The 26,177-nt window shown below is 67.9% G+C and carries 22 protein-coding genes and 1 pseudogene; 8 read left to right on the plus strand and 15 right to left on the minus strand.

The window, feature by feature from the left end; genetic code table 11:
• Positions 1–11: 11 nt before the first annotated feature.
• Positions 12–1,814 carry a WecB/TagA/CpsF family glycosyltransferase gene (locus tag ACYVLP_RS01575; RefSeq protein ID WP_460625583.1) on the plus strand — a complete coding sequence of 601 codons (1,803 nt, stop codon included), beginning with the start codon at positions 12–14 and terminating at the stop codon, positions 1,812–1,814.
• A gap of 93 nt (positions 1,815–1,907) precedes the next feature.
• Here ACYVLP_RS01575 and ACYVLP_RS01580 read toward each other — a convergent pair whose 3' ends face one another.
• The 7 genes from ACYVLP_RS01580 to ACYVLP_RS01610 form a co-directional block, all read right to left on the minus strand.
• A complete protein-coding gene (locus ACYVLP_RS01580; protein WP_460625584.1) occupies positions 1,908–4,649 on the minus strand; it encodes an O-antigen ligase family protein in 2,742 nt (913 codons plus the stop codon).
• 2 nt (positions 4,650–4,651) lie between these two features.
• Entirely contained in the window at positions 4,652–6,322 is a 1,671-nt protein-coding gene (locus tag ACYVLP_RS01585) for a hypothetical protein (RefSeq protein ID WP_460625585.1), read from the minus strand.
• A 151-nt stretch (positions 6,323–6,473) separates the two neighbouring features.
• Complete coding sequence (locus ACYVLP_RS01590) at positions 6,474–7,373, minus strand: glycosyltransferase family 2 protein (RefSeq protein ID WP_460625586.1); 900 nt, start codon at positions 7,371–7,373, stop codon at positions 6,474–6,476.
• A 19-nt stretch (positions 7,374–7,392) separates the two neighbouring features.
• Positions 7,393–8,283: a glycosyltransferase family 2 protein gene (locus tag ACYVLP_RS01595; RefSeq protein ID WP_460625587.1), complete on the minus strand. Its 891-nt coding sequence runs from the start codon at positions 8,281–8,283 to the stop codon at positions 7,393–7,395.
• Positions 8,280–9,767: a lipopolysaccharide biosynthesis protein gene (locus ACYVLP_RS01600; protein ID WP_460625588.1), complete on the minus strand. Its 1,488-nt coding sequence runs from the start codon at positions 9,765–9,767 to the stop codon at positions 8,280–8,282. Before ACYVLP_RS01600 ends, ACYVLP_RS01595 begins: the two co-directional genes overlap by 4 nt.
• Positions 9,768–9,773: 6 nt before the next feature.
• Positions 9,774–10,874 carry a hypothetical protein gene (locus tag ACYVLP_RS01605; RefSeq protein WP_460625589.1) on the minus strand — a complete coding sequence of 367 codons (1,101 nt, stop codon included), beginning with the start codon at positions 10,872–10,874 and terminating at the stop codon, positions 9,774–9,776.
• Positions 10,875–10,928: 54 nt separating this feature from the next.
• Complete coding sequence (locus tag ACYVLP_RS01610; protein WP_460625920.1) at positions 10,929–11,588, minus strand: methyltransferase C-terminal domain-containing protein; 660 nt, start codon at positions 11,586–11,588, stop codon at positions 10,929–10,931.
• Positions 11,589–11,651: 63 nt separating this feature from the next.
• Between ACYVLP_RS01610 and ACYVLP_RS01615 the strand changes: the two genes are divergently transcribed.
• Positions 11,652–11,990, plus strand: coding sequence for a hypothetical protein (locus ACYVLP_RS01615; RefSeq protein ID WP_460625935.1), 339 nt, complete (start codon positions 11,652–11,654; stop codon positions 11,988–11,990).
• Here the strand turns inward: ACYVLP_RS01615 and ACYVLP_RS01620 are convergent.
• Both ACYVLP_RS01620 and ACYVLP_RS01625 read right to left on the minus strand, forming a co-directional pair.
• Positions 11,955–12,080 (minus strand): annotated as a pseudogene (locus ACYVLP_RS01620) (hypothetical protein); the annotation flags it as partial. The gene ACYVLP_RS01615 and the pseudogene ACYVLP_RS01620 overlap by 36 nt on opposite strands.
• A gap of 56 nt (positions 12,081–12,136) precedes the next feature.
• Positions 12,137–12,856, minus strand: a complete 720-nt coding sequence (locus tag ACYVLP_RS01625) for an SDR family NAD(P)-dependent oxidoreductase (RefSeq protein ID WP_460625590.1) — start codon at positions 12,854–12,856, stop codon at positions 12,137–12,139.
• A 176-nt stretch (positions 12,857–13,032) separates the two neighbouring features.
• Here ACYVLP_RS01625 and ACYVLP_RS01630 point away from each other — a divergent pair, with 176 nt between their 5' ends.
• Positions 13,033–14,436, plus strand: a complete 1,404-nt coding sequence (locus ACYVLP_RS01630; protein ID WP_460625591.1) for an apiosidase-like domain-containing protein — start codon at positions 13,033–13,035, stop codon at positions 14,434–14,436.
• Here the strand turns inward: ACYVLP_RS01630 and ACYVLP_RS01635 are convergent.
• The 4 genes from ACYVLP_RS01635 to ACYVLP_RS01650 are packed head-to-tail and all read right to left on the minus strand — an operon-like array spanning position 14,385 to position 18,159.
• Positions 14,385–15,023: a PIG-L deacetylase family protein gene (locus ACYVLP_RS01635; RefSeq protein WP_460625592.1), complete on the minus strand. Its 639-nt coding sequence runs from the start codon at positions 15,021–15,023 to the stop codon at positions 14,385–14,387. The two genes, ACYVLP_RS01630 and ACYVLP_RS01635, sit on opposite strands and share 52 nt — an antisense overlap.
• Positions 15,023–15,871, minus strand: a complete 849-nt coding sequence (locus ACYVLP_RS01640; RefSeq protein ID WP_460625593.1) for a sugar phosphate nucleotidyltransferase — start codon at positions 15,869–15,871, stop codon at positions 15,023–15,025. Before ACYVLP_RS01640 ends, ACYVLP_RS01635 begins: the two co-directional genes overlap by 1 nt.
• Before the next feature lie 30 nt (positions 15,872–15,901).
• Entirely contained in the window at positions 15,902–17,131 is a 1,230-nt protein-coding gene (locus ACYVLP_RS01645) for a class I SAM-dependent methyltransferase (RefSeq protein WP_460625594.1), read from the minus strand.
• Positions 17,128–18,159, minus strand: coding sequence for an NAD-dependent epimerase/dehydratase family protein (locus tag ACYVLP_RS01650; RefSeq protein ID WP_460625595.1), 1,032 nt, complete (start codon positions 18,157–18,159; stop codon positions 17,128–17,130). Before ACYVLP_RS01650 ends, ACYVLP_RS01645 begins: the two co-directional genes overlap by 4 nt.
• A gap of 128 nt (positions 18,160–18,287) precedes the next feature.
• Here ACYVLP_RS01650 and ACYVLP_RS01655 point away from each other — a divergent pair, with 128 nt between their 5' ends.
• Genes ACYVLP_RS01655 through ACYVLP_RS01670 form a run of 4 tightly spaced genes read left to right on the plus strand, consistent with a single transcriptional unit; the run spans position 18,288 to position 22,580 of the window.
• Entirely contained in the window at positions 18,288–18,854 is a 567-nt protein-coding gene (locus ACYVLP_RS01655) for a dTDP-4-dehydrorhamnose 3,5-epimerase family protein (protein WP_460625596.1), read from the plus strand.
• Positions 18,851–19,969 carry an acyltransferase family protein gene (locus ACYVLP_RS01660; RefSeq protein ID WP_460625597.1) on the plus strand — a complete coding sequence of 373 codons (1,119 nt, stop codon included), beginning with the start codon at positions 18,851–18,853 and terminating at the stop codon, positions 19,967–19,969. Before ACYVLP_RS01655 ends, ACYVLP_RS01660 begins: the two co-directional genes overlap by 4 nt.
• A 44-nt stretch (positions 19,970–20,013) precedes the next feature.
• Positions 20,014–20,904 carry a glycosyltransferase family 2 protein gene (locus ACYVLP_RS01665; RefSeq protein ID WP_460625598.1) on the plus strand — a complete coding sequence of 297 codons (891 nt, stop codon included), beginning with the start codon at positions 20,014–20,016 and terminating at the stop codon, positions 20,902–20,904.
• Entirely contained in the window at positions 20,901–22,580 is a 1,680-nt protein-coding gene (locus tag ACYVLP_RS01670; protein WP_460625599.1) for a GMC oxidoreductase, read from the plus strand. Before ACYVLP_RS01665 ends, ACYVLP_RS01670 begins: the two co-directional genes overlap by 4 nt.
• Positions 22,581–22,600: 20 nt before the next feature.
• Here ACYVLP_RS01670 and ACYVLP_RS01675 read toward each other — a convergent pair whose 3' ends face one another.
• Complete coding sequence (locus ACYVLP_RS01675) at positions 22,601–23,488, minus strand: glycosyltransferase (protein WP_460625600.1); 888 nt, start codon at positions 23,486–23,488, stop codon at positions 22,601–22,603.
• 263 nt (positions 23,489–23,751) lie between these two features.
• Between ACYVLP_RS01675 and ACYVLP_RS01680 the strand changes: the two genes are divergently transcribed.
• Positions 23,752–24,903: an acyltransferase family protein gene (locus ACYVLP_RS01680; protein WP_460625601.1), complete on the plus strand. Its 1,152-nt coding sequence runs from the start codon at positions 23,752–23,754 to the stop codon at positions 24,901–24,903.
• Positions 24,904–25,051: 148 nt separating this feature from the next.
• Here the strand turns inward: ACYVLP_RS01680 and ACYVLP_RS01685 are convergent, their stop codons facing one another.
• Positions 25,052–26,101, minus strand: coding sequence for a hypothetical protein (locus ACYVLP_RS01685; RefSeq protein ID WP_460625602.1), 1,050 nt, complete (start codon positions 26,099–26,101; stop codon positions 25,052–25,054).
• Positions 26,102–26,177: the final 76 nt, after the last annotated feature.

Raw genomic sequence — 26,177 nt, forward strand, 5'->3', positions numbered from 1 at the left:
TCTCTCAATTCTTGAATTTCCCGCGCACTGCGACCGGCGATGTCAAACTGTCGGCACGGGCAGTTTCCCCGGGGGGCGGGGAGAGGAGAACTGGCATGGTGATGTCACGACGCACTCTTGGCGGGGTTTCAGTCGACCTGTGCGAGGAAACGGATGTATTCGACATCCTGACCGAAGCAGTACAATCGTCAAAGAAACCGGCACTCGCCATCGCTTCGGCAAATCTGGACCATATCTACACTTTCTCGCGGGCGCGTTCCGAGTTGAGCGGAGTACTGCACGACGGGCCCGACCTCAGATGGCTGGTCCTGGCCGATGGCGTGCCACTGCTCGCCAAGGCTCGGCGGGTCACAGGACATCGATGGCCCCGACTGGCCGGCGCTGACCTGCTCCTTCCGATCCTCACGAGCGCAGCCGCCATGGGAGTCACGGTCGGCTTCCTCGGCGGCACCAACGAGATGCATGACGCCCTCGCCGCACGCCTCCAGTCCCTGCTTCCGAGTCTCAAGGTTGGTGGCTACTGGGCTCCGTCGCGATCTCAGATCGACGATCCGCAGCGGAGCGTCGGACTCGCGGACGACGTGGCGCGCGCCAAGGTGCAGATCCTCGTGGTCGGGCTGGGCAAGCCCTTTCAGGAACGGTGGATCCAGGCCTATGCCGCGCGAACGAAGGCACGAGTCCTCCTCGCATTCGGTGCTGCGGCGGGCTTCGTTGCGGGAGTGGACCATCGGGCGCCGGCGGCCCTGCAGGAGCGGGGGCTCGAGTGGGCCTATCGGCTGGCACGCGAACCGCGACGACTCGCACGTCGCTACCTGGTCCAGGGCCCGCCAACGGCCCTGCGTCTTGCCCATCGTCCGTCGACGCACCTTCCCGAGCCGCACCACTCGCCACGAGACGTGCAACGGGTCGCGGTGGTTGTCGTCACCCACAACAACGAGAGAGATATCGCCCGCCTTCTGGATTCGGTGCCCCACGCCGCGCCCGGGCTCGACGTGGTCACCGTCGTCGTCGACAACGGCTCGACCGACGGCACTCGAATCCTTGCCTCCCGACCGGACGTAACGCTGATCGAGACCGGCGGCAACCTTGGATTTGCCGGCGGCATCAATGTGGCGAGGCGCTCGCTTCCCGATGGGATCGACGCTCTGGCGATTCTCAACCCGGATCTCGTCCTCGGCCAGGGGTCACTGACCCGACTCGCACAGGCGCTCTCCGAGCGTGATGTCGGGGTGTGTGTCCCGACGATCTTCAACCCGGATGGAAGCGTCTACCAGTCCCTGCACCGTGAGCCGACGGTGATGCGAGCCGTGGGCGAGGCCGCCTTCGGAAGCCATTGGAGGACAAGGCCGGCCATGCTCAGCGATACAGTACGGTCGGATGCCGCGTACGTGACAGGTGGCACTGTCGACTGGGCCAGCGGGGCATGCTGGATGGTTGCCAGCGACTGTGACCGTGAGGTGGGATCCTGGGACGAGAGCTTCTTCCTCTACTCCGAGGAGGTTGACTACGCGCGCCGCGTCCGCAGCACCGGCTTTGCCATCGAGTTCGTCCCAGGCGCATCAGTGAAGCACGTCGGCGGGGGGTCTGGCGGGCCGTCGGACCTGGGCGCCCTCATGGCCGTCAACCGTGTTCGCGACTACGAACGTCACCATGGGCACGCGGCATCTGTGGCTTTCCGAGCGGCGGTGGAGCTGCACTATGTTCTCCGATCGGTGCGCCAAGGCGACCGGCGAGCACTCGCGGCCGTTGCACGCCGGTCATCATGGGCCAGCTTGCCGGGCGGTCAGAACCGGGAACGTGAACTCGTGGGATGAGCCACTCGGCAGGTGCTGCGCCGGCGGCATTGAACCATCCGCCGGGCACCGCGTGCGAGGGACGCGTGCGGACAGGGCCGCCACTCGCCCGGATCAGCCCGTGAATGCTGGGAAGTCCACGCCCAGCACGGCGCTCCTCCACACGGCATACCTCTGGGCCCAGGAGTGGCTGGCGTAGAACTCGCTCCGCTCCGCCTCGGTCTGCCGCGGCAGGTCGGCCGCCTGCAGGATGGCGGGCGCTATTGGATCACCGGGGGAGACGATGAGGCACCGGTCGCTCACATCGCGCAGCGGCGGCAGGTCGCTCGCAACGACCGGTCTTCCTGCGCCGAGGTATTCGTAGAGCTTGAGGGGGCTCATCGCCCGCGACATCGGAGTCTCCCGGTGTGGTATCAGGCAGACCTCGGACGCGGCGGCCATGGCGAGCGCCTGGCTCCGCGGCACAGGGGGTCTGATCTGCACGTTGGGCTCGTCCGACAAGGCCCGGAACAGGTCGGGCTCGTGCATCGGCCCGACCAGGACCAGGGTCCAGTCAGGCAGGTCGCGAGCCGCGCGTCGCAGCACGTCGACATCAACCCGACGCTCGAGCGCGCCCGCGTAGAACGCGACGGGCCTGTCGAGCTCGCTGAACCAGGACGGAACTGGCGGGAGTGCATGGAAGTCGCCTGGGGCAATTCCGTTGGGCACCACGGTCGTCCGGTGAGATCCGACGTGCCCGACCACCGCCTTGCTGACGCCGATGACGTGGACGTCACGACGCGCCATCTGCGCATAGCTCCACGCATACAGGCGCCGAGACGGCTCGAAGGGCGGGTACTCGAGCCAGTCATCCCACGCGTAGTACACGACGTCGCGCCATCGGGTGCGGTCAGCGACCGCAGCATGAACCGGATGACACGTGACGAGCACGGAGGAAGCAGGATCCGTCACCTGGCCGCCCAGCCACCAGTCGAACGCACTGTATGCCGTCGCCGTGGACATGCCTGTGGTGTCGCCTCGTCGCCACCGCAGCGGCCGGACGAGCGTACGCGAGGGGTCGTCGGGAAAACCGCGGTCCGGCTCGATGTCCCGCCGCCGCATGCGTGCGAGCCGGCTGCGCAACGGGTCTGACACCACTACAGATGGCACGCGGTCGTCTGCCAGAAGGTGCCGCGCCATCTGGTCTGCAGACCACGAGAAGTCGCGCCGCACCGCATCGGCCCACGTGTGGTACGCGAACGCGAACACCACAGAAGGCACGGCCGGCGCGGTATGGTCGGGCCGGGCGATCGTCGACGACAAGTCACCCCGGTCGTGCGTCGCGACGGTGGATCGGGGTCGGTCGCCCGTCAAGGCCGCTGCGCTTGTCGAGGCGAGTGCAACGGCTGGGGTCGAGCTCCCACCTTGATGAGCTGGTCCCACTGTGCTCGCCTCCTCGCGAGCCCTGGCGATGCCCCACAGGGCGCCGGCGCAGCCCAGGACGAGCGCGAAAGTGAAGAACGTCTGCCGGAAGGAGAACTCGTCGAACGTTGCCGCCGAGATCGCCACGGCCGCAATTGACGCCGCCAAGGCCTGCCCGAGGCCCCGTTCGGCTTCCTCGGTCGACCGCTTGCGGTAGCCGCGTGCCAGACTCATGCCGACCACGAAGATGGCGACCAGCACCGCCAAGGAAACGAAGCCGCCCTCAAGCAGGGTCAGGATGTACTGGTTGTCCACGTAGAAGTACTGCGTGGGACCGAAGGTGCCAAAGCCGCGCCCGAGCAGCTCGTGGCCAGAGATCAGCGCGGGAATCCGGTCGTAGTCGTCAGTGCGCGCCGTGATGCTGGAGTCCGACGAGCCGGCGAAGAGGAAGTACTCGAGCGTGCCGAGGATGCCGGGCACCGCCGCTCGGAACAGCACGAGCCCGACCACGCCGGCAAGCACGCCGTTCAGCCTCTGACGCGGGCTCAGCTGCACGGCATACACGCCCAGCGCAACCAACAGGGCGACGATCCCCGACCGGGACACGGTCATCGGGATGACGGCGAGGATCGCGACGAACGCCAGCCAGGCTGCGGCCCGGCGCGACCGACCAGTCGCGTTGAGGGCGAAGTGCAGTGCGATCGGCGCCACTGCCACGAGCACGACGGCGTACTCGATGGGATGGGACGCCCCGCCCTGAACGCGTACGAACCCGGCCCGCGTGTCGACATAGTCGTCGGTGTCCGATGTGAGCCCGGGCAGCTGCATCGCTGTGCGGTACTCGAGGCCCAGGCCGAACTCCACGATCCCGATCAGGGCCGACAAGCCCGCGAGCACCACGAGCCGGAAAAGGGTGCGTTCGACCATCTCCCGCGAACGCAGCCCGTCCACGGCGAACAAGGCGATGCCCATGACGGCCGCGAGCGGGAAGAGCGCGCGGACCGCGCCGTTGCTCTCCTCCGGCGCGAGGACACGGAGCATGCCGGCCGCAAACGCCATGCCCGTGGTCATCGCCCAGGCCAGGAGCAGCCACCGGACCGGGTGACCCGAACGGGCGGGTAGCAGCCCGAGGACCCGGCCGGCACCCCAGAGCGCCAGCGCCAGCAGGCCGATCAGCTCCGCGGGGTTTCCCACCGACTTGAGGGGGCCCACGATGACGTATCCACCCGGGATCAGGAACAGTGCCGTGAGCATGACCGTCAGCACGGACACCGGGTCGCGCCGTGACAGGGAGATCGCACTGAGCACGAGAATGAACGAGATGCCCAAGGCGGCACCCAAGGGCACCAAGGGATTGCGTGCGAACGGCGAGGCGATGAGCCCGACGGCTGCAATGCCGATGACGACAAGCAGGACCGCCACCACGGCGTGGTGCCGGAATCGGGCCAGCTTCATGGCTAGCGAGCGGACGAGACCGGGTCGCCTCTGCGGTCCTGCTCCGCCCCGCCTTCATCCGTCGCCTCTTCGGCGACCTGAGTGGCGACCGGCGTGGCGACCTCCGCGGTCGGCGGCTTCGGAGCAGAGCGCGTGCGAGTGCGTCGGCGGGGTGGCGACGGCTTCGCCGGGGCAGGCGCGGCGGGGACGGCCTGCGGTGGCTCCGCAGGCTCCTCCGCGCGGTGACCGTTGAGCGGCGGTTGAGCCGGGGCCGATGCGGCCTGGTGATCGCCATTGAGCTGGCCTGCCGCCTTCGAGCGCACCCGGGCAGCGGGTCGGGTGCGGTGTCCGTTGGCGACGGCGGCCTGCCCGTCGGCCTCGTGCACCGTGACCTCGGGCTGCTCGGGCGTCGCGGGCTGCTCGGCCGTCGCGGGCTGCTCGGCCCTCGCTGGCTGTTGAGTCTCGTCCTCCGCGGCCGTGGGCGGCCCGGACGGTTGGGTCTTGTCGGCCTCGGCGGCCTCGTCAGCCTCGCCGACGGCCGCGGGGGACTCAGGATCGGGCTCCTCGGCCGTGGCCTGCCCGACCTCGGACGCAACGGGGTTCCAGTAGTCCTCCTCCAGGTCATCGGGCTCGTCCGCGGGCTCGTCGACGGGTGCTGCCTCGAGCTTCGAGGGCTGGCCGACGGGTGCTTCCTCGAGCTTCGAGGGCTGGTCGACGGGTGCTTCCTCGAGCTTCGAGGGCTGGTCGACGGGTGCTTCCTCGAACTTCGCGAGCTGGTCGACGGCCGGCGGTGCCTCGCTCACCGATGACTGGTCTGCGCCGGGCCTGTCGAGCTTCGCCCACCACTCCTCGAGGCGAACGCCGTTGTCGCTGCTGACTTCTGCCGGCGGTCCCACCGGACTGCCGCCCGGCGCCTCGGGAACGGCGCTCGACCCTGAGCTGACAGCAACCTCCACAGGCGCCGGAGCAGCGAGACCCTGCGAGTGGCGTCCGCCCCAGCGCCGCGGAAGACGGAGGCGACGCCGTCGCGGACCTCGCAGCGTCACCTTGCGCTTCCGACGCTGGATCAAGCGGTCGACGACGATCGACAGTGCTGCTCCGGCCGTGAGACCCACAGCGCCGACCGCGACGAGCAGCTTCATCGTCGAGGGTGGGGGCAGCAGCTCCACCTGCGTCCGTGACGTCACGAACGTCGTGTACTGCGACACCTCAGGTGCTCCGGCCCTCTGCTGGATGCCGGCCGCCTTGCCTGGGGCGGCCGCCAGCACGGCATCGACAACCGAGCGCACCCCCGCCTCGTTCGGGCCGTAGGTCTGAACGGCATACACGCTGGTTCCCTGCTGCGGCAGCAGAACTGAGAAGAGGCTCTTGCTCTCGGGCTGGTCCGGCGCGGCTCCCGTGTTGCCCACGCCGCCCAGCGCTACCTGAGTCGCCGCCGACATGAAGTCGGCGATCAGCGCCTCGCCCACCAGGACTCCGTTGTTGGAGCCGAGCGGGTTGGCGTTGCGTGGATCCGGCTTGGTGGGGGAGATCGCCTCTCCATGCGTGAACACCAGCGCATAGCTGCCGAACGCGTGGTAGACGGGGTGCTGCTGGCGGACGAGGCCGGCGCCGGCTGCAGCCGTCAGGAGGAGGACCGGCAGCATGACCCACCACCTCTTGACGCACACCATGACGACGTCGAGTGCATCCACGCGGGTCAACTCCCTTCAGGCCCCCGGCTGTCGGTTGTTTGAAGGGTAACTGCGCGACCGTCGCCCAAGAGTCAGTTCTGGGACATTTGCCGGACGGATTCTTTTGGGTCGCAATTCATGCACCAATGAGCCCGCATGCACCCTTTCTGTCTCAAGATGCAATTGCCTGTTTCATCCGAATTTTCCACTCTCCCAGAATGATTCGCCCCTGCTTGTCCCGTCGCAACCACTGTGCGACCACTCCGAGACAGCGGGCGCGGTCCTGTGCGGGAAGGGGGGTCGAGAGCACGGCACGTGCATAACCTTGAGCCAGCCTTGTCTGCGGCATGGGAAATACTGCGCCGGCGCGCGGGTCGTAGTACGCGGCGACCTGCTCCGGCGTGGTGCCGACCATCGACGAGGCCGCGTGGCGCCGGTGGAGGAAGAGCCGCTCAGGGACCTGCGCCCACGGACCGCGAAGAGCGAGCTCGACGAGCAGAATCGTGTCGGCGCTCGGCGTCGCCGCCATCAGATGAGTCGACCCGAGCACGTCGCGCCGCATGAGGCCGTACACGGGATAGCACATGTGCAGCAGCGTCTCGCTCGTGCGGTGCCCCAACAGGCTGCGCAGCCGGGTGGCCGGGGTCGCGTTGTCGAAGGGCAGGTCCGTGCGGTAGTCGCACCTCACCGCGCCCGTCTCGTCGATAACCGTCGTCTGTGGCCATGCCAGGACGACCTCGGGTGCCGCGTCGAGCAACGCGGCGCACGCCTCGATGCATCGCGGCTCGAGCACGTCGTCATAGGCGAACCAGCGGAAGTACGGTGCGCTCGCCTCGTGGAAGACGAAGTTGTGGTTGAACGCGGCGCCGCGGTTCGCGTCGTGTCGGACATACCGGACTCGGTCATCGGCCGCGGCGAAGCGGCGGCAGATGCTGGGGGTCGCGTCGGTCGAACCGTTGTCACTGACGATGATTTCGAGGTCCGCATGCGTCTGCGCCAGAAGGCTCTCCAGGGCCTGGTCCAAGTAGGCGGCCGCGTTGTAGACGGGCAGTCCTACAGATACACGAGTCATACGTGACCCCCTTGCCGATTCATAGGTAGAGGACCCGGTGACGGAGACTGCCCTGCGCCCGACCGACGATCGTGCCGGCGACGGCCCACCAGAGCATCCGGCGCCGGAGTCCAAGGACGAGGTAAGGGCCGCGGCTGACGATCCACCAGTACTGGCCGACCGCCTGGCCAGGGCCGGCCCGACGAGCCCCGGACGACCGGTAGCGAAGGTACAACCGGACCTCGGCTGCCTTGTACCGGCGCATCTGGGTGAACACGCCCCAGACGGACTTCCGGTATCGGTAGTGGACGACGGCCTCGTCCGCGAAATGCAGGTGCGTTCCGCGGAGCTGGGCTCGCCAGCTGAAGTCGACGTCCTCACAGTAGGCCAGGCCCTCGTCCCACCCGCCGAGCCTCTCGAACGTCTCTCGGCTGACGAAGAGGTTGCACGACGGGGCGAAGGGCAGGAACTCACAGGGTCCGTCGAGGAGCGTCGCACCGTACTCGGGGCCGCCCCGCGCCAGCTGCAGGGCGGGCTCGTTCAGCAGCGTGACATCACACGGACCGGTGACCAGCCCGCCGCCGTGACGAGCCTGCCACAGCTCGGCCAGCCAGCTCGGCGCCACGACGTCGTCACTGTCGCAGAAGGCGATCCAGGCTCCGCGTGCCTCGGCGGCCCCACGATTGCGCGCATGCGCAGGCCCCCTGCGTGCCGTGGCGTCGATGACCATGAGGTCGAGCCCTGGCGGCTGGTGGTCCAGCGCCGTCTGGAGCGATCCGTCCGTGCAGCCGTTGTCCGCCAGCACGACCTCCCAGGGCTCCTCAAAGCCGCGCTGCCCGGCCAGCGCCTCCAGCTGGTCCCGCAGGACAGGGCCGGGGTTGAAGACAGGGATGACCACGCTGACAGCGCAGGAGCGGTCGTCGGAGGTCATCGCTTGCGTGCCCTCAGCACAGCGAGCAGGTCGTTCAGTGCGGGCGGTCGGACCACCAAGAGCGCGACGATGTAGACGATCCCGCCAACCGCCACACCGGTCGCCAGCTGCACCAGGGGCGTTGCCCCGGCCTGGCTGGTGACGCGGCTGGCGAGAAGGACGCTGGCCACCATGACGGCGCTGATGGCCAGGTGCGGCGCCAGTGCCCGGAAGTACGTGCGCAGCCGAAGCTGGACGGGCCGAAACGCGATGATGAGGCTGAAGGGTGTGAGCAGGAGCACGCCCCCGGCATACGCTGCCGTCACTCCGACCAGACCCCACCGGACGCCGTACAGCTCGAGCGCAGTGAGGACGACGCAGTAGACCACTCCCCAGCGGTACGACCAGTCGCTACGGCCCTTGGCAAGGAGCAGCTGGCTCGAGCTGAGCGTCACCGACTGCACCGCGACCACAGGGGCCATGAACCACAGCACCGGCACGACCGCCTGCCAGCGTTCACCGAAGACGACGTCGACCGCGGGTCCGGCGAGCGCACTCAGCCCGAACGCGAACGGAAACGTCACCACGGCCGTAGCGCATGAGGAACGGATGAATCCGCTTCGCAGGGCTGCATGGTCGTCCTGGCGACGCGAGAAGACGGGAAACACGACCTCGTTCACGACGGAGGCAACGGAGGCGACCGGCGCGGCCACGGTGCGCTGCGCCAGGGTGTAGGCACCCAGGGCGGCGGGGCCGAGGAAACGGCTGACGATGACCTTGTCGACCTGGTTGAACACGACGAACAGGACGTTCGACAGGAACAGGTGGAAGCTGTAGCTCCAGATGGAACGCAGGCTCGCCCAGCTGAAGCGCCAGGACGGACGCCACCGGTCGAAGACCCACACCATGGCTGTGCCCACCAGTGCCCCTGCGATGTTCCCCGCGACGAGCGCCCAGTAGGTCATTCCGACCAAGGCCCCTGCTATCGACACACCCGCGGTCACGACCGCCGTGACGCTGGTGGCCAGTGCGATCTCGAAGAACCTCAGGTCGCGGCGGAGCAGCGAATGGTGGATCTGGCCGAGTGCGGTGATCAGCGTCACGAGCGAGAACGCCTGGAGCACAGGCGTCGCCGCGACGCTGGACATGGCCGCAGCCACCGGACCGGCGAGCAGGAACATGCCCCCTGCCAGGACGATCCCCAGTGCAAGGTTGAGGTAGAAGACACTGTTGACCAGGAGGTCGTCCACGGTCTGGCGCTGGATGATCGCCGATCCCGTTCCCAGATCCTTGAGCTGGTCGAGCAGCATCGTCACCACGAGCGCGATGGCCACGACCCCGAAGTCCTCCGGGGTGAGGAGGCGGGCCAGGACGACGTTCGTCGCGAGACGCACGACCTGGGTGATCACCTGGGCGACGGCCGTATGCCGCGTCCCCCGCGCGATCGTGGTCGTGTCGACGGCGATGCCGTCCGTCGGCGCCGTGCCTCGTAGTCGACCGGCCATGTCGCGTCAGTCGATCTTGCGCAGCCAGGCCTCACGCCACATGGCGATGACCGACCGGGGACACAGGCTGTGGTAGAGGCCCGCACAACCGGACATGCCCTCGATGACGACGAGGTCACGCGTGATCCGAAGCATGCGGCCCGTCTTCTCGTCGATGAGCCGCTCGACGCGGTGCCGGACCCTTCCCTGGTGGCCGCAGTAGGCGAGCATCTCCTCGTCGAACCACAGACCCCTGTTCTTCTGGTTGCTGTCGAGCGTTGCCTCGATCTCTTCCCGGCTGCGCACCTCGACGAGGTCCCCCGGCTGAAGGTCCAAGGGCTCGGTCGGTGGCCACTGGCGGTCGACGACACCGCCGCGAACTCGCGGCAGCCGGTGGCCGTCGAAGAGCCGCAAAGCCGCCGGCAGCTTCATCGAGGCGCGCTGATAGCGGTTGACCACGGCATACGGAATGGCTCTGAGGATGGTCGAGATCGGCACGTTCCGGGTCAACACGTCGCGCAGGTAGTGCGAGCGCCCGGTCAGCGGGCTCGAGGCCCTGATCAGCTCGGTCGCCTGGCAGCGGTAGGTGTCCGCGCCCGTCACCGCGAACTCGTCCACGCCCTCCATCGGGAGGGTGTCGCGCTGGACCACGGACGGAGCCGAGATCGGTCGGTCGGCAAGACCCGCGTCGGGACCGTCGAGCTCGGGACCGTCGAGCTCGGGACCGTCGAGCTCGGGACCGTCGAGCTCGGGACCGTCGAGCTCGGGACGGCCGGTCTCCTCAGCCGGTGGCGCCGGCTCGAGCCAGGCCTCCTTGAAGAAGAGGTTGCAGTACGCCTGACACCCTCCGTGAGCCGACCCGTCGCAGCGGGCGCCGACGATATGGACCGTCCCGGTCATCCTGCGGTTCGGGCCGGTCATGTCAATGGTGTCGCACGTCTTGTCAGCCCGTGCCGCGACCGTGAGGTCGCGCCCCGCGAACTGCAGCATCTCCCTCATGAAGGGAAGGCGGTCCAGCGTCCCGTCGGCGTCGAGCGTGCCGACGATCTCGTCGACACTCTTCAGCCGCACACGGTCCCCCCGATGGAACTCGCTTCGCACGCGAGCCTGCACATCAGCGGCGGTCATGCGGACACGATAGGTGCTGGTGGATGTGCCGTCAGGGAAATCCCGAACGCGCCGTCAAATGAGCTGGAATTCGCGTGGGCGTGGCAACGGGACATAGATCCTGGGATGCCAGTTTCCTTCACCGGCAAGCCTTTTGAGGTAACTTGTCACTTCGTGCGCAATGTCCCAAGTGAGAATGACGACGAATTCGGCGCGTTTCTCCAGAAGTGTGTCGACCGGGTAGATCGGTACCCGTGCGCCCGGAATCCGACGCCCGGCCTTTGCCGGTGAGAGATCCACGGTGAACGGCAGGAGACGCTCGTCGACGCCGGCGAGGGAGAGCAGGACCGTAGCCTTCGACGGGGCCCCGTAGCCTGCGACGCTGAGACCGCTGCTTGCCATGACCTCGAGCCGCCGACGGAAGTCGTCCGCCACGGTCCGCGCGTCGGCAGCGAAGGCCACCGTCGCGTGGCTTCCCGAAAACCCCGCCCTGCGCTCCGCATCGAGGACCGCGGCCACCGACGCCTCGACCGGGGGATGATCCCGGCTGGCGCGCGCCGTGACGCGGAGGCTGCCCCCATAGACGTCGACCTCCACCGCGCGGGTCGCCGTCAGGCCGTGACGCTCGAGGGCGGGTAGCAGCGCGGTCAGGCTCAGGTAGAGGAAGTGTCCGTGTCGGATGGTGTCGATGAGACGGTCCTCGAGAAGGCGGCGCGCATAGAAGAACTCCAGCACCAGGGCTCCACCGGGAGACAACCGTCCCCGGTGTGCCTCGAGCACGGGGTCAAGGACCGGTTCATGCATGAGGTGGTGGAGGTCCACGACAAGGTCAGCACGCTCGTCGGAGCGGCGCTCGACCAGCCCGGCGCGCGTCAATGCTGCGAGCCACGAGTTCCCGTGGCCGGAGTCGAGCTCGATGACGGATCGCCCTGCCTGCAGGCCCTCGTCGCGCAGGATCTGGGCGACCGAGCGCTCTGCGTGGGCCGCCGCGGTCGCCGACTCCACGGCGGTCGGCGCCTCGGGCTGGAGCGTTGCGGCGGGGCCCAGCTGCAGCAGCGTGCACCGCTCGCATCGCACGAGCTCCAGTGGAAAGCGGCGGTCGGGATCCGGGTCGTCGATGAGCGGGAACACGTCTGAGGCCGGCACCGGACCGAGGTTCAGCACGAGGCCGATGTGGTCTGAGCCGCACGACCGACAGCGGAACGGCTCACCGGCCTGGGTCTGCACAGGGAGATCTTGCCCGATGGAGGGGCCGTGCCGAAGGGGATCGACGACAACCGCGGTCAGTAGGACTTGATGTCGCTCCGGACGGTGATGTCGGTGACCTCGGCTCCGGGTGGGAGGGCGACCACGGTGTGCACGAGGTGGGCGACGACCTCTGGCTGGAGCAGTAGCTCGGGGCGGTAGGTCTCGTTGCGCTCCGCGTAGAGCTGTGCCTGCATCGGGGTGGCCGTGCGGCCGGGATAGATCGTGGTCACCCGAATTCCGCTACCGGTCAGATCGGCTCGCATCGCGTCCGCCATCGCCTTGAGCGCATGCTTGCTGGCCGCGTAGGCGCCCGTCCCCCCGGAGGCCGCCAGTCCCTGGGTGGAGTTGACGAATACGACGGTGCTGCCCGAACGGAGTCGTCCGCGCAGCTGCGCGGTCAGTCGGAGCGGCGAGAAGGCGTTCAGGTCCATGAGTCGCTGGATGTCCCTGGAGCTGTCGACGAGGAGCGACCCAGTGACGATGACCCCGGCGCAGTGAACGAGCGCGCCGAGCCGGTGGCCCGCCTCGACGAGCGCCAGCTCCAGAGCGCCGAGCTCAGACGAAGCCAGATCCATGGGAAACGGGCGAATCAGCCGTGGCGGACCTGCCTCGGCGATGCGCTCGAGCTGTTCAGGGCTGCGGGCCACCGCCCACACGAGATAGCCCTGCCTTGCGAGTCGAAGGCTCACCGCAGCGCCGATGCCCTGAGATGCACCGGTGACGACAGCGACGGCATACGGGTGGGCCCCCCCCACGACGCCAGCCTAAGGAAGATCGCGACCGTTCACGGCGAATTCCCAGGAGTGGCGCAGGTTTCGGCCGTCTTGCGCAAACACCTCCGGGCCGCGGCCGCGGCTTCTACCCTGACGGGGCGTCCATGGATGCCTCTTCGAGCCGGAGGTCGACCCATATGTCAGCTGGAAGATCCCTGGTGGCAGCCGTGCTCGCCATCGGCATTGTGGTCGCCGGATGTTCCGTGCCGATGGCGGCGACCAGCGCCATCGACTGCTCGTTGCAGAGCCCCTCCGAAACGGCGGGCGCCAGCACTGCCTTTCCCTTGACGGTCGAGCACGCGAGCCGGCACCTCGTAGACCGCAGCGGGCGGCCGTTCCTCATGGTGGGCGATGCGGCGTGGTCGGTGATCGCCCAGCTCGACGAGCAGACCTTCGGCACGTACCTGTGCCTGCGGCGGGAGGCCGGTTTCAACACGATCATGGTCAACCTCATCGAGCACAAGTTCGCCTCGAACGCGCCGGCCAACGCCCAGCGCCAGGCGCCGTTCCTGGCTCCCGGTGACTTCTCCCGTCCCAACGCCGCATACTTCGACAGCGCAGCGAGGATGGTGTCGCTGGCGAGGTCGTGGGGCTTCCTCGTGATCATGACCCCGGCGTATGCCGGCTACGACGGCGGCAGCGAGGGGTGGTACCAGGAGATGGCGAGGTCGGGCGCGGAGACGCTCCACGCGTACGGACGCTTTGTCGGACAACGGTTCCGGGCCTTCGACAACATCATCTGGGTCGAAGGGGGCGACTACGACGTCCCCGACCCGGGGCTGGTCGACGCGCTCGCCGAGGGAGTTGCCGAGACCGACCCCCACGCGCTCCAGACGTACAACGGCAGGGTCGACTCACGGGTGACGCCCGCGTGGGGTGACCGACCGTGGTTCTCCATCGACAACATCTATACGTACAAACGCCCCATGGATGCCGCGAGCGCGGCATACCGCGACGGGACGAAGCCGTTCTTCCTGCTCGAGAGCCTGTACGAGAACGAGCACAACACCACCCCGGTCGACCTGAGGCGGCAGAGCTACCAGACCGTCCTGTGCGGCGGTATCGGCCATGTGTTCGGCAACAACCCGATGTGGCACTTCGACGGTCCGGGGTTGTTCCCCGCACCGAGTGGGTGGACCGAGCAGTTCGACTCTCCTGGGACCAAGGGTATGACGCAGTTCGCGCACATTCTCGGCAGTGTCGACTGGTGGAAGCTGCGCCCGGACTCCGGCTCTTTCCTCGTCGGCAGCGGTTCGGCCGCGGACCCGACCGTGTCGTCGGTTGCGACGGACCGGACTCTGGCCGTGGCCTACGACCCGGACGGCGCGAAGCTCCTCCTCGACCTGTCGGCACTCGCCGGGCCCCTCACCAGCGCCGTGTGGCGTGACCCGGTCAGTGGGGCCAGCGCTCCGGTCGACCTGCCCGGCGGCGCAGCCGTGCAGGTGACCGTGAGTCCGCCCGGCGCCAACTCCGGCGGCGACCCGGACTGGGTCCTGGTCCTCGAGGCCTCCTACGGTCCGACGTCCACGACCGCCTTGGACACGACGAAACCCTCGGCGTAGCGAGCGCGACATTCAACGCCTCGAATCCGCATGAGGGACAGGAACGTCTCCGCGTCCCACCAGTCGCGGCCCCGTTGAGAGGGGTACGCGCGGTCGAGCAGCTCCGCCTTCCGGTGGGCCAGCTCCGGCGCGACCTGCACGTAGTGGCTGACCGGGCGAAGGTCCCCATCCCATTTCGGGATCTCGTAGTGCATCACGAGGCTGTCTCGCCATACCGTGCTGACGAGCCTTCCGAGGAGCCGATGGTCCTGATGTGCGTCATCGACCCGCGGACAGAGGACGAGGTCCGGCCTGAGGACACTTGCCTGGTCCTCCAGCGCTTCCTTCACCGCCCCCCAGACGGACGGCAGGCGGCCGTCCGGAAGACCGAGGACGGTTGTGCGGCTGCCGGGAGCGAACAGCTCACCGGCCGCCCGCGCCTCGTCCTCTCGCCCTCCAGACCCAGTGAGGACCAGGTTGACGACCGACACGTCCGGCCTCTGGGCCAGCGTCAGCAGCGTTCCGCCGCAGCCGATCTCGATGTCGTCGGGATGCGCGCCCAGACACAGGACACTCAATGGCGAGATGAGCCGAAAGGGCAGCACCATCAGCTCACGTCGGGCAGCGGCTCATGCAGCACCGGCACGACAAGGTCCCCGGGCGTCGGGTGCGACGGTGGCGAGTTGCGCCAGATCGCCCACGGCGCGTGACCTTCCCGGAGCAGGTCCTCGAGGTACGCACGCTCCTTGAGGGTGTCCATCGGCGCCCAGAACCCGTCATAGCGAACGGCCCTGAACCGCCCGGCCTCGGCAGCCCGCGCGCAGGCGTTCGCCACGAGGTCCTCTCCCTCGTTGAGGAAGTCGAAGATCTCCTGACGCAGCACGAAGAAGCCTCCGTTGATGCGCAGGTCCATCTCGCCGACCGGAACGAATCCCGTCAGCCTCGACTCCTCGCCCACCGTGACGACGTGGAACGACTGAGGAGGTGGAACCGCGAGGAGGGTCCCCACAGCGTCCGAGGCCAGGAAGTCGTCGATGACCGAGTCCATCGGTGCGTCGGTCAGGACGTCGCCGTAGTTGGCCAGGAACACCTCGTCATCCTCGAGGTAGGGTCGCACCCGGCGCAGGCGCTCACCGATCTCGGTGTCGAAGCCGGTGTCCACGAAGGTGATCCGCCAGTCGCTGATGTCGCTGCCGAGGAGCTCTACGCTCGCACCGCCCTTGGAGAGGACGAAGTCGTTCGACTCGGTCTCGCGGTAGTCAAGGAAGTAGTCCTTGACCGCTTTGGCCCCATAGCCCAGGCAGAGGATGAACTCCGTGTGCCCGAAATGGGCGTAGTAGCGCATCACGTGCCACAGCACCGGCCGACTCCCGATCGGCATCATCGGTTTGGGGAGGGACTCCGGGCCTGAGCGCATTCGCATCCCGAGCCCGCCGCAGAAGAGCACCACCTTCATGAATCTCAACTCCTACTTTCAACCCCGAGATCAGAGGATTTCGAGACGGGGCAGCGGCACCACGAGCTTTCCGCCCCACTCGCGCACGTAGGTCAGCTGCGCGCTGATCTCGTCGCGCAGGTTCCACGGGAGGATGAGCACATAGTCGGGGCGCGCCTCCCGCAGCGCCTCGACCGGCTGGACTGGAATATGCGTGCCGGGCAGGAACCTCCCGTGCTTGACCGGGTTGCGGTCGACCGCGAACTTCAGCAGGTCCGGCCTGACGCCGCAGTGGTTGAGCAGCGTGTTGCCCTTGCCAGGCGCTCCGTAAGCGACCACCGTGGCGCCGGAGCGCTGCGCCCCGACGAGGAACTCGATGAGATCGTTGCGAACCTGCGCAACCGCACTGGCAAAGCCGAAATGACCCTCGAGGCTGTGCAGGCCGTGCGCGGCCTCGAGCGCCAGGACACGCGCCACCTCGGCGGACGGCGCCGGCGCGTTCTCGGTCGGCGCGGACCAGGTGCGAAGGCTGCCGCCGTGCGTGCCGAGCTCCTCGACGTCGACCACGGTGAGACCGGCGGCAGCGAGGACGCGCGCCGTGGTCAGCAACGTGAGGTACGAGTAGTGCTCGTGGTAGATGGTGTCGTACTCGTTGCCCTCGATGAGCCTCAGCAGGTGGGGGATCTCGATGCTGACCCGGCCGTCGTCTGCGACGAGGGCGCGCAGGCCCTCGGCGAAGTCGACGATGTCAGGCACATGCGCGAAGACGTTGTTGGCCACAACGAGGTCGGCGGGTCCGTGCGTGTCGGCCACCTTCTCACCCGTCTCCCGGCCGAGGAAGAGCACCTCGGTCGGCACGCCTCTGGCGATCGCGGCCTCGGCGATGTTCGCAGCCGGCTCGACACCGAGGCATCGGATGCCGCGGCGCACGACGTGCTGAAGCAGGTAGCCGTCGTTGCTCGCGACCTCGATGACGAACGAGTCCGGCCCCAGGCCGAGGCGGTCGACAGCGCCGTCGACGAACCGCTCGGCGTGCGCCACCCACGAGTCCGAGTAGCTGGAGAAGTATGCGTAGTCGCTGAAGATGTCCTCCGCGGCGATGTACGCAGGCAGCTGGACGAGCAGGCAGGCATGGCAGATCCGGACGTGCAGGGGGTAGAAGGTCTCGGCCTGGTCGGCGAGCTCGGCGGTCAGGTAGCTCTCGCAGGGCGGCGACATGCCGAGGTCCACGAAGGTGTGGCGAAGCTCGCTGCCGCAAAGGCGGCAGCGTCGCTCGCTCACCGAGCTGCCTCTGCGAGACGCAGGTCGTCGATGAGACGACCCTCGGCGACGAGCTCCCGCACTCGTGCCAGACGCACGAAGCGAGCTCCCTCGAACTGCTCTGCGGTCAGGTCGAAGTCGTCCATGTCCTGGGTCAGCTCGGCGATGCCGTCCGCCACGGTCCACTCAGGGTGGAAGGAGGGCAGGATCGCCCGCACCTTGCTGAAGTCCACGCGATAGTTCCTGACGTCGGGGCCGGCGCCGGGTGCGAAGGTCACCGGCGCGCCGAGGTGTCGCGACACCTCGTTGGCGATCTCGCGGATCTGCATGACGTCCTCGTCGCGTCCGATGTTGAAGGCCTCGTCGTGAACCACGTCCCGCGGGGCCGCGAGGGCCGCGACGAATGCGGCGCAGATATCCCGCACGTGGACGAGTGGTCGCCACGGTGATCCGTCGGAGGCGAGAAGGACCTCCCCGCGGGTGTATGCCGTTCCGGTCAGGTTGTTGACCACGATGTCGGCCCGCAGGCGAGGGGAGGACCCGTATGCCGTCGCGTTGCGCAGGTACGTCGGGCTGAACGAGTCGTCGGCCAAGCGGCTGATCCCGCGCTCGGCGATGACCTTGCTGTCCCCGTACGGGGTCACGGGGTTGAAGGCCGCGCTCTCGGTCACCGGCGTGTCGCCCGCCGCGCCATAGAGAGAGCACGAGGAGGAGAACAGGAACCGCGAGACGCCTGCAGCCTTGGCGACCCGCGCGACATGCACTGCCCCATCACCGTTGATCGAGTACGTCGCCGCAGGGTCCAGATGCCCGATCGGGTCGTTCGAGATCGCCGCGAGGTGCACCACGGCCTCGACGCCCGCAAGGTCCTCGGGCACCAGGTCGCGGATGTCGCCGATCCGTTGCTCGTAGCCGTCGGGTACGTCTCCGAAGTCGCACCCCGCGTACCAGTCCGCATCGAAGCCGATGACCTCGTGGCCCGCGGTTTGGAGCGCCGGGACCATCACGGCGCCGATGTAACCCCGGTCGCCGGTAACCATCACTCTCATGCGTCGCCCTTTCGACAGTGGGCTCATCGTGACATCTCCCGTCTTTCCTCACTTGTGATTTCGCGGGAAATTGGCTCGCTCGACGGGACTTGGCCATACGCTCACGGCATTCGATGTGAGGAGCAAGCATGGACGTTGCTCACGGGACCATCGCAGGGATCCTGCTTTTTACGCCCAAATCACACCTAGATGCTCGCGGCTCGTTCACGAGGGTCTTCGATGTCGAGGTGGCGAGGGCCGCGGGCCTTGAGCCGCAAGGGTTTCGGCAAGACAGCGTGTCCCGCTCGCGTGCGGGTGTCGTGCGTGGGCTCCACCTGCGTGGGGGACTGGGCGAGGCGAAGCTGGTCCGGTGCTCATTTGGCGCGGTTTTTGACGTTGCGGTGGATCTGCGCCCGGATTCGCCCACCTACGGCCGGTGTGAGACCTTTAGCCTGGATGGCGACAACCAGATGTCGATCTATATCCCGGCCGGGTGTGCTCACGCTTTTCAAGCACTTTCGGATCCTTCGGACATTACATACCGCATTGACCGTGACCACGATCCCGCGGATGACATCACCATTTCGGTGCACGACCCGCAGCTCGCCATCGAGTGGCCGCTGCCGATCACTCTGCAGTCCGAGCGCGATGCCGCCGCGCCCACCCTGGCCGAGCTCGGCATCGTGCTCCCGCGCGTCAGATGGGCCGAGACGTGAGAGCTCCGTCTCTGGCGGACCGGCTTGATCTGCGGGCCAACAGCCTCAACGCGATCAGGCTCTTCTTGGCGACGCTCGTCATCGTGTCCCACACCTTCCCGATCAGCGGCCATGGCCCGGACCCGCAGTGGGGTGGCATCGGGCTCGGCACGCTGGCGGTCGGCGGCTTCTTCGCGATCAGCGGCTACCTCATCACGGCCTCCCGGCTCAAGACCGGGCTCGCCGGCTACGCATGGAGGCGGTTCCTCAGGATCTTCCCCGGCTTCTGGGTGTGCCTGCTGTTCACCGCCTTCGTCGCCGCCCGGGTCGGTGGCTGGGCGCGGAGCGGCTGGACCGTCTCCAACGCGCTCGACTACGTCCTCACGTATGCCGACACCTCCAGTCCGACAGAGCTGGACCCGGCCACACTCGCGGGTGCGCCGTACGCCGCATGGAACGGCTCTCTCTGGACCCTGCGCTACGAGCTCCTGTGCTACGTCCTGATCGGACTGGTGCTCTGCCTGTCCATCCTGTGGCGGCGCTGGATCGTCGCTGCAGCCTTCGTCCTGGCCACTGCCGCGTCGGCATACCTCCATGTCGTCGGGCCCCATTCAGGGATCCCGTTCGAAGTGACCCTGTTGGTGCCGTACTTCCTCGCCGGGGTCCTGCTGCTCCGGTTCGCCGACCGGGTGCCCCTGGTGGCAGCCGGCGCGGTGGCGTGCGTCGTGGTGCTGGTAGCGGCGGGACTCCTCGGCCAGGGCGAGGTCCTGTTCCCGTTGCCGCTCGCCTACCTGCTGCTGTGGGTCGGCGCCACCGCGCCACGCGGCATACAGAGGATCGGCTCACGGAACGACGTGTCCTACGGGATGTACCTCTACGCGTTCCCCGTCCAACAGCTTCTCGTCGTGGCCGGTCTGGCTCGCCTGTCCCCGGGTCTGTTCGCATCGGCGAGCATCCTGTGTACCGTCCCTCTCGCCGTTGCCAGCTGGTTTGCCGTCGAGCGCCCGGCCATGCGTGCGAAATACCTACCAGCACAGTGGCTTCGGCGGGCGACCTCGCGTCACGAAATGGGAGCGAAGCCGAAGCGTCAGTCCGTCGGTGAGGACAGAACCGGCCCGGCTCGGCGATCCGCGTGAACCGGACGTCCATCCCTCACGGCACGCGCGACGACGGGGCCGTGGTGACGAGGACCTCGGACTTCCGGACGGCTGCGCCGCAGGCGCTGCCCACGGCTGCCCGGGGCGCCGTCATCATCCCCGCGCACAATGAGTCCGCCGTGATCAGCAGGACCCTGCGGTCACTTGCCCCGCTGGTCGCCGTGGACGGGTTCGAGATCATCGTCGCCTGCAACGGCTGCACCGATGACACGGCCGAGATCGCGCGGCGGTTCGCCGGTGTCGTCGTGGCCGAGACAGAACAGGCATCCAAGATCGCCGGACTCAACCTGGGCGACGAGGCCGCGGCTGCCTGGCCGCGACTCTATCTGGACGCCGACATCGAGGTCGCCCCAAGCACCGTGCTCGCGGTCTTCGAGGCCCTGGCCGAGCCGGGAGTCCTTGCCGCGAGGCCCTACTACGTCTACGACACCATCGGCGCGACGGCGCCCGTGCGTGCCTACTACCGTGCGCGCAGCCGAGTGCCCGCGCCACCGTCCCGGCTGTGGGGGGCCGGGGGCTACGCGACGACGCGAGAGGGGCATCAGCGCTTCGGCCGCTTCCCGCCGGTGACCGCGGACGATTCCTGGTTCGACAGCCGCTTCGTCGAGGCAGAGAAGCGCGTTGTCGCCACCGCGCCCATGCGCGTACGGACGCCCCGTGACCTGACGGGTCTGCTCGCCGTGCTCACGCGACAGCGGCGCGGGTATATCGAGCTCGGTATCTCCTCGCACGCCCGCTCACGGGGTCGCGGGCTCCTCACGGCGGTGCGGACACCCCGGGATGCCGTCGACGTGGCGTGGTACGTGGTTCTCACCGTCGTGTCGCGCCGCCGCGCAGAGAGGATTCTGCGCAGGAGCCAGCGCGCCTGGGAACGAGACGCATCCAGCCGGCCGACGAAGGTCGCTGCCCCATGACCGTTCTGGCGCCCGGCAGAGCGCCGTCGGGGTCGTATGACAGCTGCGTGATCGGCGCAGGTCCCGTTGGTCTGGCCTTCGCGCTCGAGGCCGCCGACGCGGGCAGTCGGGTCCTGCTCGTGGACGCGGGCGACCTGCGCTCGGCCAGGCGCAACGTTGAGCCCGGTCCGCGACAACGCACCGAGATCGCTGATCCGGCACGTCACGCACCGCTCGAGCTCACGACCCGACAGGGCATCGGCGGCACATCGTGGCTCTGGGGCGGGCGCTGCGTCGCGTTCGAGCCGATCGACTTCGAGGAGCGGGACTATGTTCCCGACAGCTCATGGCCCATACGCATCGACGATGTCGGCCCCTGCTACTGGCCGGCTGCCCGCCACCTGGACTGCGGTGGCGCCGTGTTCGAGTCGGGCCAGCCCGACTGGGATGGCCTGGCGGACTTCAGGATGTCGAATCTCGAGCGCTGGGCCCGGCAGCCCAGACTTGGTCCGCGGCTGGGCAAGCGCGTCCTCGACCACCCGCGCGTCGATGTCCTGCTGAGGAGCCGCCTCGAGGACATCGAGTTCGCTGACGACGGCTCGGTCGCGAATGTCGTCGTCGAGCGGGTGGGCGCGAAGCTCCGGCTCCGGGCTGCGGCATACGTGCTCGCAATGGGTGGCCTCGAGACGACACGCTTTCTTCTGGAACTGCAGCGCCGCAGCCCGAACGTGTGTGGGGGCGCCGGCGGACCCCTCGGCCGCTACTACATGGGCCATGCCACGGGAAGCATCGCCGAGATCGTTCTCGACGACCCCGCGCGCGCCGTCGATCTCGACTTCTCCCGTGACAGTTTCGACTCGTACATCCGGCGGCGCTTCACGCTCACCGAGGAAGCCCAGCGACGTCACCGTGTCCTCAACACGGCCTTCTATCTCGACAACCCGCCGTTCTACGAGTACGAGCACCGCAACCCGACACTCTCGGCGGTGTTCCTCGGCATCGCTTTTGCGCCGATCGGTCGACGCGTCCTCGCGGAGGGAATCCGACTGCGCCATGTCGGTCCTCGCCCGTATGCCGTCCGAGAGCACATCGTGAACATCCTCCGCAGGCCGTTCCGTGCGCTCGCGGATGTGCTCGACATCATCTATCGGCGGTACGGCTCGTCGGTGCGCAAGCCAGGCTTCATCCTCCTCAACGAAGGCGGCCGGTACGCACTTCACTACCACGCGGAGCAGCTGCCGAGTCCGGACAGTCGACTGACGGTCCGCACGGACGCCGATGGTGCGGCCGTGCTGGAGGTGGACTATCGATACCTCGAGGACGACATCGACTCACTGCTGCGCTGTCACGAGCTCCTCGACACCGAGCTGCGCAAGGCCGGGATCGGCCGGATCGAGTACCTCGCGCGCGACGCCGCCGAGATCCGTGCGCTCGCATGGGAGCAGTCGACCGATGGCTTCCACAGCATCGGAACCACTCGCATGAGCAACGATCCGTCGAAGGGCGTCGTGGACCGGGACTGCCGCGTTCATGGCGTCGACAACCTCTACATTGCTTCGAGCAGTGTGTTCCCGACGTCGGCAGAGGCGAACCCGACGTTCTTCGCGGCGGTGCTCGCGGTGCGGCTGGCACACCACCTCGCGGCACGGTCGGGCTCCTCACCGGCCGTTCCAGAGAAGAGCAACGCCGACGCGTGAGGCATCGTGCCGGGTGGCGATCACTCGTGTTCTTTGTGGCTCCGACCAGGCAGCCGGGCGGCCCGGACCTTGAGGGCATCGATGCCGTCCGGACCGAGCAGGGCGACCGTCGCGCGCTTGGCCGCCGCGCGGCCGGTCTCGCGCGCGACACGGAGCGGACCCGACAGGACACGATCGCGGGCCAGACGCAGTGCGCTGGGCTCGGGGAAGTCGTCGAGAAGCGTGCCGAACTGCGATCGGTACCTGGTCGGCGAGACCATGCGTCCCCGCACCCGGTTGCTCACATTCGCGCCGTGCACCACCTGGAGCCAGCCGGGTCGGCCGCGCAGTGACACGACCCGCATGGTCTCGCCAAGCCGGTTGTGAGCGCTCAGCCAGCACGTGGCCGGTTCGTCCCCGGGAACGTCCCACGGCTCTGCCACGGAGCAGAACGCGTTGTCCCGGTCGACGCGGTGGTACACCCGACCCCCCTGCGCGATAAGGCCGTCCGCCAGGTAGATCGCCGTGCGGACGCCGGGAGCCGCGGCGGCCTGCACCCGCGCGAGGAAGTCGCTTGCGACAGCGTCGTCGTTGTCGAGATTGCTCGTGATCAACGTGTCGCCGAGGTCTCCGGCCGCAGCGCGGATGTCGGCCATCCGGTCCTCGTAGGACACCGTCGCGCGCAGGATGGGCAGGAAGTCGCCCTGGTTCGTGCGCTCGATCCAGTCCCTGAGCCACGCGGGGCTCGCGGGGTCGAAGTAGATGATCCACGCGGCGTCCGCGCCACGCTGGGCCCGCATGGACGGCAGGCAGTAGCGCTCGAAGAGCTCGACACGGGAGCGCAGCCAACCCTCCTTCTCTCGCAGGAGGCTTTCGTAGCCCGCTGAGGGAAGGTTGAACCGCGTCAGCACGACATGGTTCACGTTCATCGGACCTCTGCCGCTCGCGGCGGGCTCAGTCTGACCGTCGGGGCCGTCGTCGTGCGGCCGCATGTAGGCGCGAGCCACAGCGCGTCTCCGTTCCGTCCCGTGCGACGGGGAATCGCGTCCAAGTTACACGATCCGTACCGGATCTGAACGCCTCGAGCGTTCTGGTCGAAACCTGGCCCGGGTCAGCGCGGCGGTGACGCCGGCACCTGCGGGTTTCGACCGTTCGGGCGCCGGATCGGGGCGGGTCGGGCACACTCGGCGGCATGACAGGCGCCCGAGGGCGGGCGGGGCGCGTTGCAGCCCTCGACGGGATCCGCGGCACGGCGATCGCGCTCGTACTGTTCGCGCACGTGGTCGGCGCGACGGGTGCGGGGCTCGCCGGTGTGCTGATCTTCTTCGTGCTGTCGGGCTACCTGATCACGTCCGTGCTCGTTGGAGATGCCTGCGCGAATGGCCGAGTCGACCTGCGCCGGTTCTACGTGCGGCGGTTCCTGCGGCTCGTGCCTGCGCTGGTCATGCTGCTGGTGCTGGTGATCGTCATGTCGTTCGTGCCGGGCAGCGGCGTCACCACGGCGAACGCGGCCACCGGAGCCTGGCAGGGCCTTCTGTACGTCACGGACCTCACCGCCGGGCTCGGGTATGACTTCGCGCCGCAGCTCGAGCACCTCTGGTCGCTTGCCGTCGAGGAGCAGTTCTATCTCGTCTGGCCGGTCATGGCGGTGCTGCTGCTGCGCCGCCCGGCGGGGAGCAGGCTGCGTCCGATGCTCTGGCTCATCGCGGCCGCGGTGGTGCTGCGCATGGCCACGGTCGTGGAGGGCATGTCCCTCGGGTGGTTCTTCTACACCTTGCCGACGGTCTGGGTTGAGTGCCTGCTGACCGGCGCCCTGCTCGCGATCCTCGCGGCATCCGCGCGGCACGCTGGCTGGGCGCCACGTTCGCCGGCTCTCGTGACCGCTCTCGCGGTCGTGGTGATCGCGGGACTGTCGCTGAACCCAGGGACATACCAGTCGCCGTTGACCTACCTGGTGGGGATCCCGGTTCTGACATCCGCGGCGGCGTGGGTGGTCTGGTGGGCTTCACGGCCGGTCCCGTCGCGGCTGCGGACGGCCCTGGAGTGGTCGCCGCTGCGTTGGTTGGGCGACCGAAGCTACGCCCTGTACCTGTTCAACTCGGCGTGCATCCTCGTCGTGACCTCCTACGTGGGATGGACGGTGTGGGGACGGTCGCTGGGCGCGGCCATCGCCATCGTGCTGGCGATGGCGTCCCGTCGGTTCGTCGAACTGCCCGCGCTGCGGCTGAAGGACCGCCTCGGTGACGCCGTCAGCCGACGGGAACCATCCACCCGACCTGGTCCGACCGCGGCTCAGGGTGTTGGCCCGCCGCCTCTGGCGTCACCGGCGGCGGGCGAGAGCTGAGCCGGCCGACCGTGCTGGTAGCGAGCGATGACCTCGGGCCTGCGTGAGCTCCATGGTCGCGTCCAGCTCATACAACCTCCTGCGCAGCGCCTTTCGCTGGGGGCGTGACCCACGCAATGCGTGAATCCAGCCGACAGGTGCTCGCGAGTCAGCTCCCGAGCTCGCCTCTTCTCGCCTTACCTTCACGTCGCGTCTCCGCTATCCAGAATGCCATGAACAGGATGATCTCGAACCATTCCAGAATGAGTATTGTGTGTTCGGGCCACACCTTCGCGGAAATGAGCCACACGATGACAGCGCCACCTGTCATCAGAATCAGAATAGTGCGGTAGAACAAGGTGAACTGAGGCGTCGTGCTGGTCGGCTCGAGGGTGAGTTGCTTTTCCGGCTCCCACGCAGCCTTGGGCCCAGAGGTCGACCAGCGCAGCGAGTCGGGCAACCGCGACTGGCTAGACTCATCCCCGGAGATGGCGTGAGTCCAGACGGCGACGGCCAAGGAGGCGATGAGCAGGAATGCCGCGTAGTCATGGAGCCGTAACCCTGACCACACGTTCGCGTTGAAGGTGAAATGATCAGCGGGGTGACCCGTAAACACGGCGACACCGGCCCCGATCACGAAGAGGACCAGCACCGTCACCGCCGCGACGACGAATGCCTTGCTCCCGCCGCCGGTGTCAGTGAGCTTCTTGCGGCTCGCGATCTTGGTCTCGAGGACCGCGAGCGCCACCAGCAGCAGGACCACAGCGGCATACGTCACCATGAGGTACTTCTTGATCTCGTCGGCGGAGATAGAGTCCGGCAGTGGGCTCTCCGGCGGTGTCAGGCTCTTCTCCAAAGTGGTGGGCAGCAGGGCCACAAAGAGAGCGTAGAAGCCGGCGCCGTTCAAGGCGAAGTCCTCGAGAGGAGTCGATCCTCGGTATGCGACCAGACATGCCGCGACCGCGAACAACACGCCCACGAAGACGTCGCGAACGGTACCTCCATAATAGTCGCTGATCGATCCCGGCAAATGGCCCGTCCACACCGCGGTCCCGACCGTGACGGCCAGCAGCATCCCCGCAAGTGCGACCATAAGCCAGCGAAGCGTCTCGTACGTCAACCAGTAGGTCTCGGCCCGCGACTCGACATGCGGTCCATGATCGATCGCCGTTCGGGGGCTAACGTCCACCGCCCCGTCAGACTTGCCATTTGCGCTCATGTGATCATGCTCCCACCGTGCAGGGTGGCGCGGGCCGCAACGGGAAACGAGACCGGCCCGGTCGTAAACGCAACAA

Source organism: Intrasporangium mesophilum (assembly GCF_054783095.1).

Bases quoted from the DNA above. Each gene is read 5' to 3' on its own strand.
- ACYVLP_RS01670 (WP_460625599.1), top strand. From the start codon at position 20,901: ATGACCGTTCTGGCGCCCGGCAGAGCGCCGTCGGGGTCGTATGACAGC.
- ACYVLP_RS01655 (WP_460625596.1), top strand. From the start codon at position 18,288: ATGGACGTTGCTCACGGGACCATCGCAGGGATCCTGCTTTTTACGCCC.
- ACYVLP_RS01640 (WP_460625593.1), bottom strand. From the start codon at position 15,871: ATGAAGGTGGTGCTCTTCTGCGGCGGGCTCGGGATGCGAATGCGCTCA.
- ACYVLP_RS01580 (WP_460625584.1), bottom strand. From the start codon at position 4,649: ATGAAGCTGGCCCGATTCCGGCACCACGCCGTGGTGGCGGTCCTGCTT.
- ACYVLP_RS01675 (WP_460625600.1), bottom strand. From the start codon at position 23,488: ATGAACGTGAACCATGTCGTGCTGACGCGGTTCAACCTTCCCTCAGCG.
- ACYVLP_RS01685 (WP_460625602.1), bottom strand. From the start codon at position 26,101: ATGAGCGCAAATGGCAAGTCTGACGGGGCGGTGGACGTTAGCCCCCGA.
- ACYVLP_RS01650 (WP_460625595.1), bottom strand. From the start codon at position 18,159: ATGAGAGTGATGGTTACCGGCGACCGGGGTTACATCGGCGCCGTGATG.
- ACYVLP_RS01615 (WP_460625935.1), top strand. From the start codon at position 11,652: ATGCATGAGGTGGTGGAGGTCCACGACAAGGTCAGCACGCTCGTCGGA.
- ACYVLP_RS01595 (WP_460625587.1), bottom strand. From the start codon at position 8,283: ATGACCTCCGACGACCGCTCCTGCGCTGTCAGCGTGGTCATCCCTGTC.
- ACYVLP_RS01635 (WP_460625592.1), bottom strand. From the start codon at position 15,023: ATGGTGCTGCCCTTTCGGCTCATCTCGCCATTGAGTGTCCTGTGTCTG.
- ACYVLP_RS01605 (WP_460625589.1), bottom strand. From the start codon at position 10,874: ATGACCGCCGCTGATGTGCAGGCTCGCGTGCGAAGCGAGTTCCATCGG.
- ACYVLP_RS01680 (WP_460625601.1), top strand. From the start codon at position 23,752: ATGACAGGCGCCCGAGGGCGGGCGGGGCGCGTTGCAGCCCTCGACGGG.
- ACYVLP_RS01600 (WP_460625588.1), bottom strand. From the start codon at position 9,767: ATGGCCGGTCGACTACGAGGCACGGCGCCGACGGACGGCATCGCCGTC.
- ACYVLP_RS01590 (WP_460625586.1), bottom strand. From the start codon at position 7,373: ATGACTCGTGTATCTGTAGGACTGCCCGTCTACAACGCGGCCGCCTAC.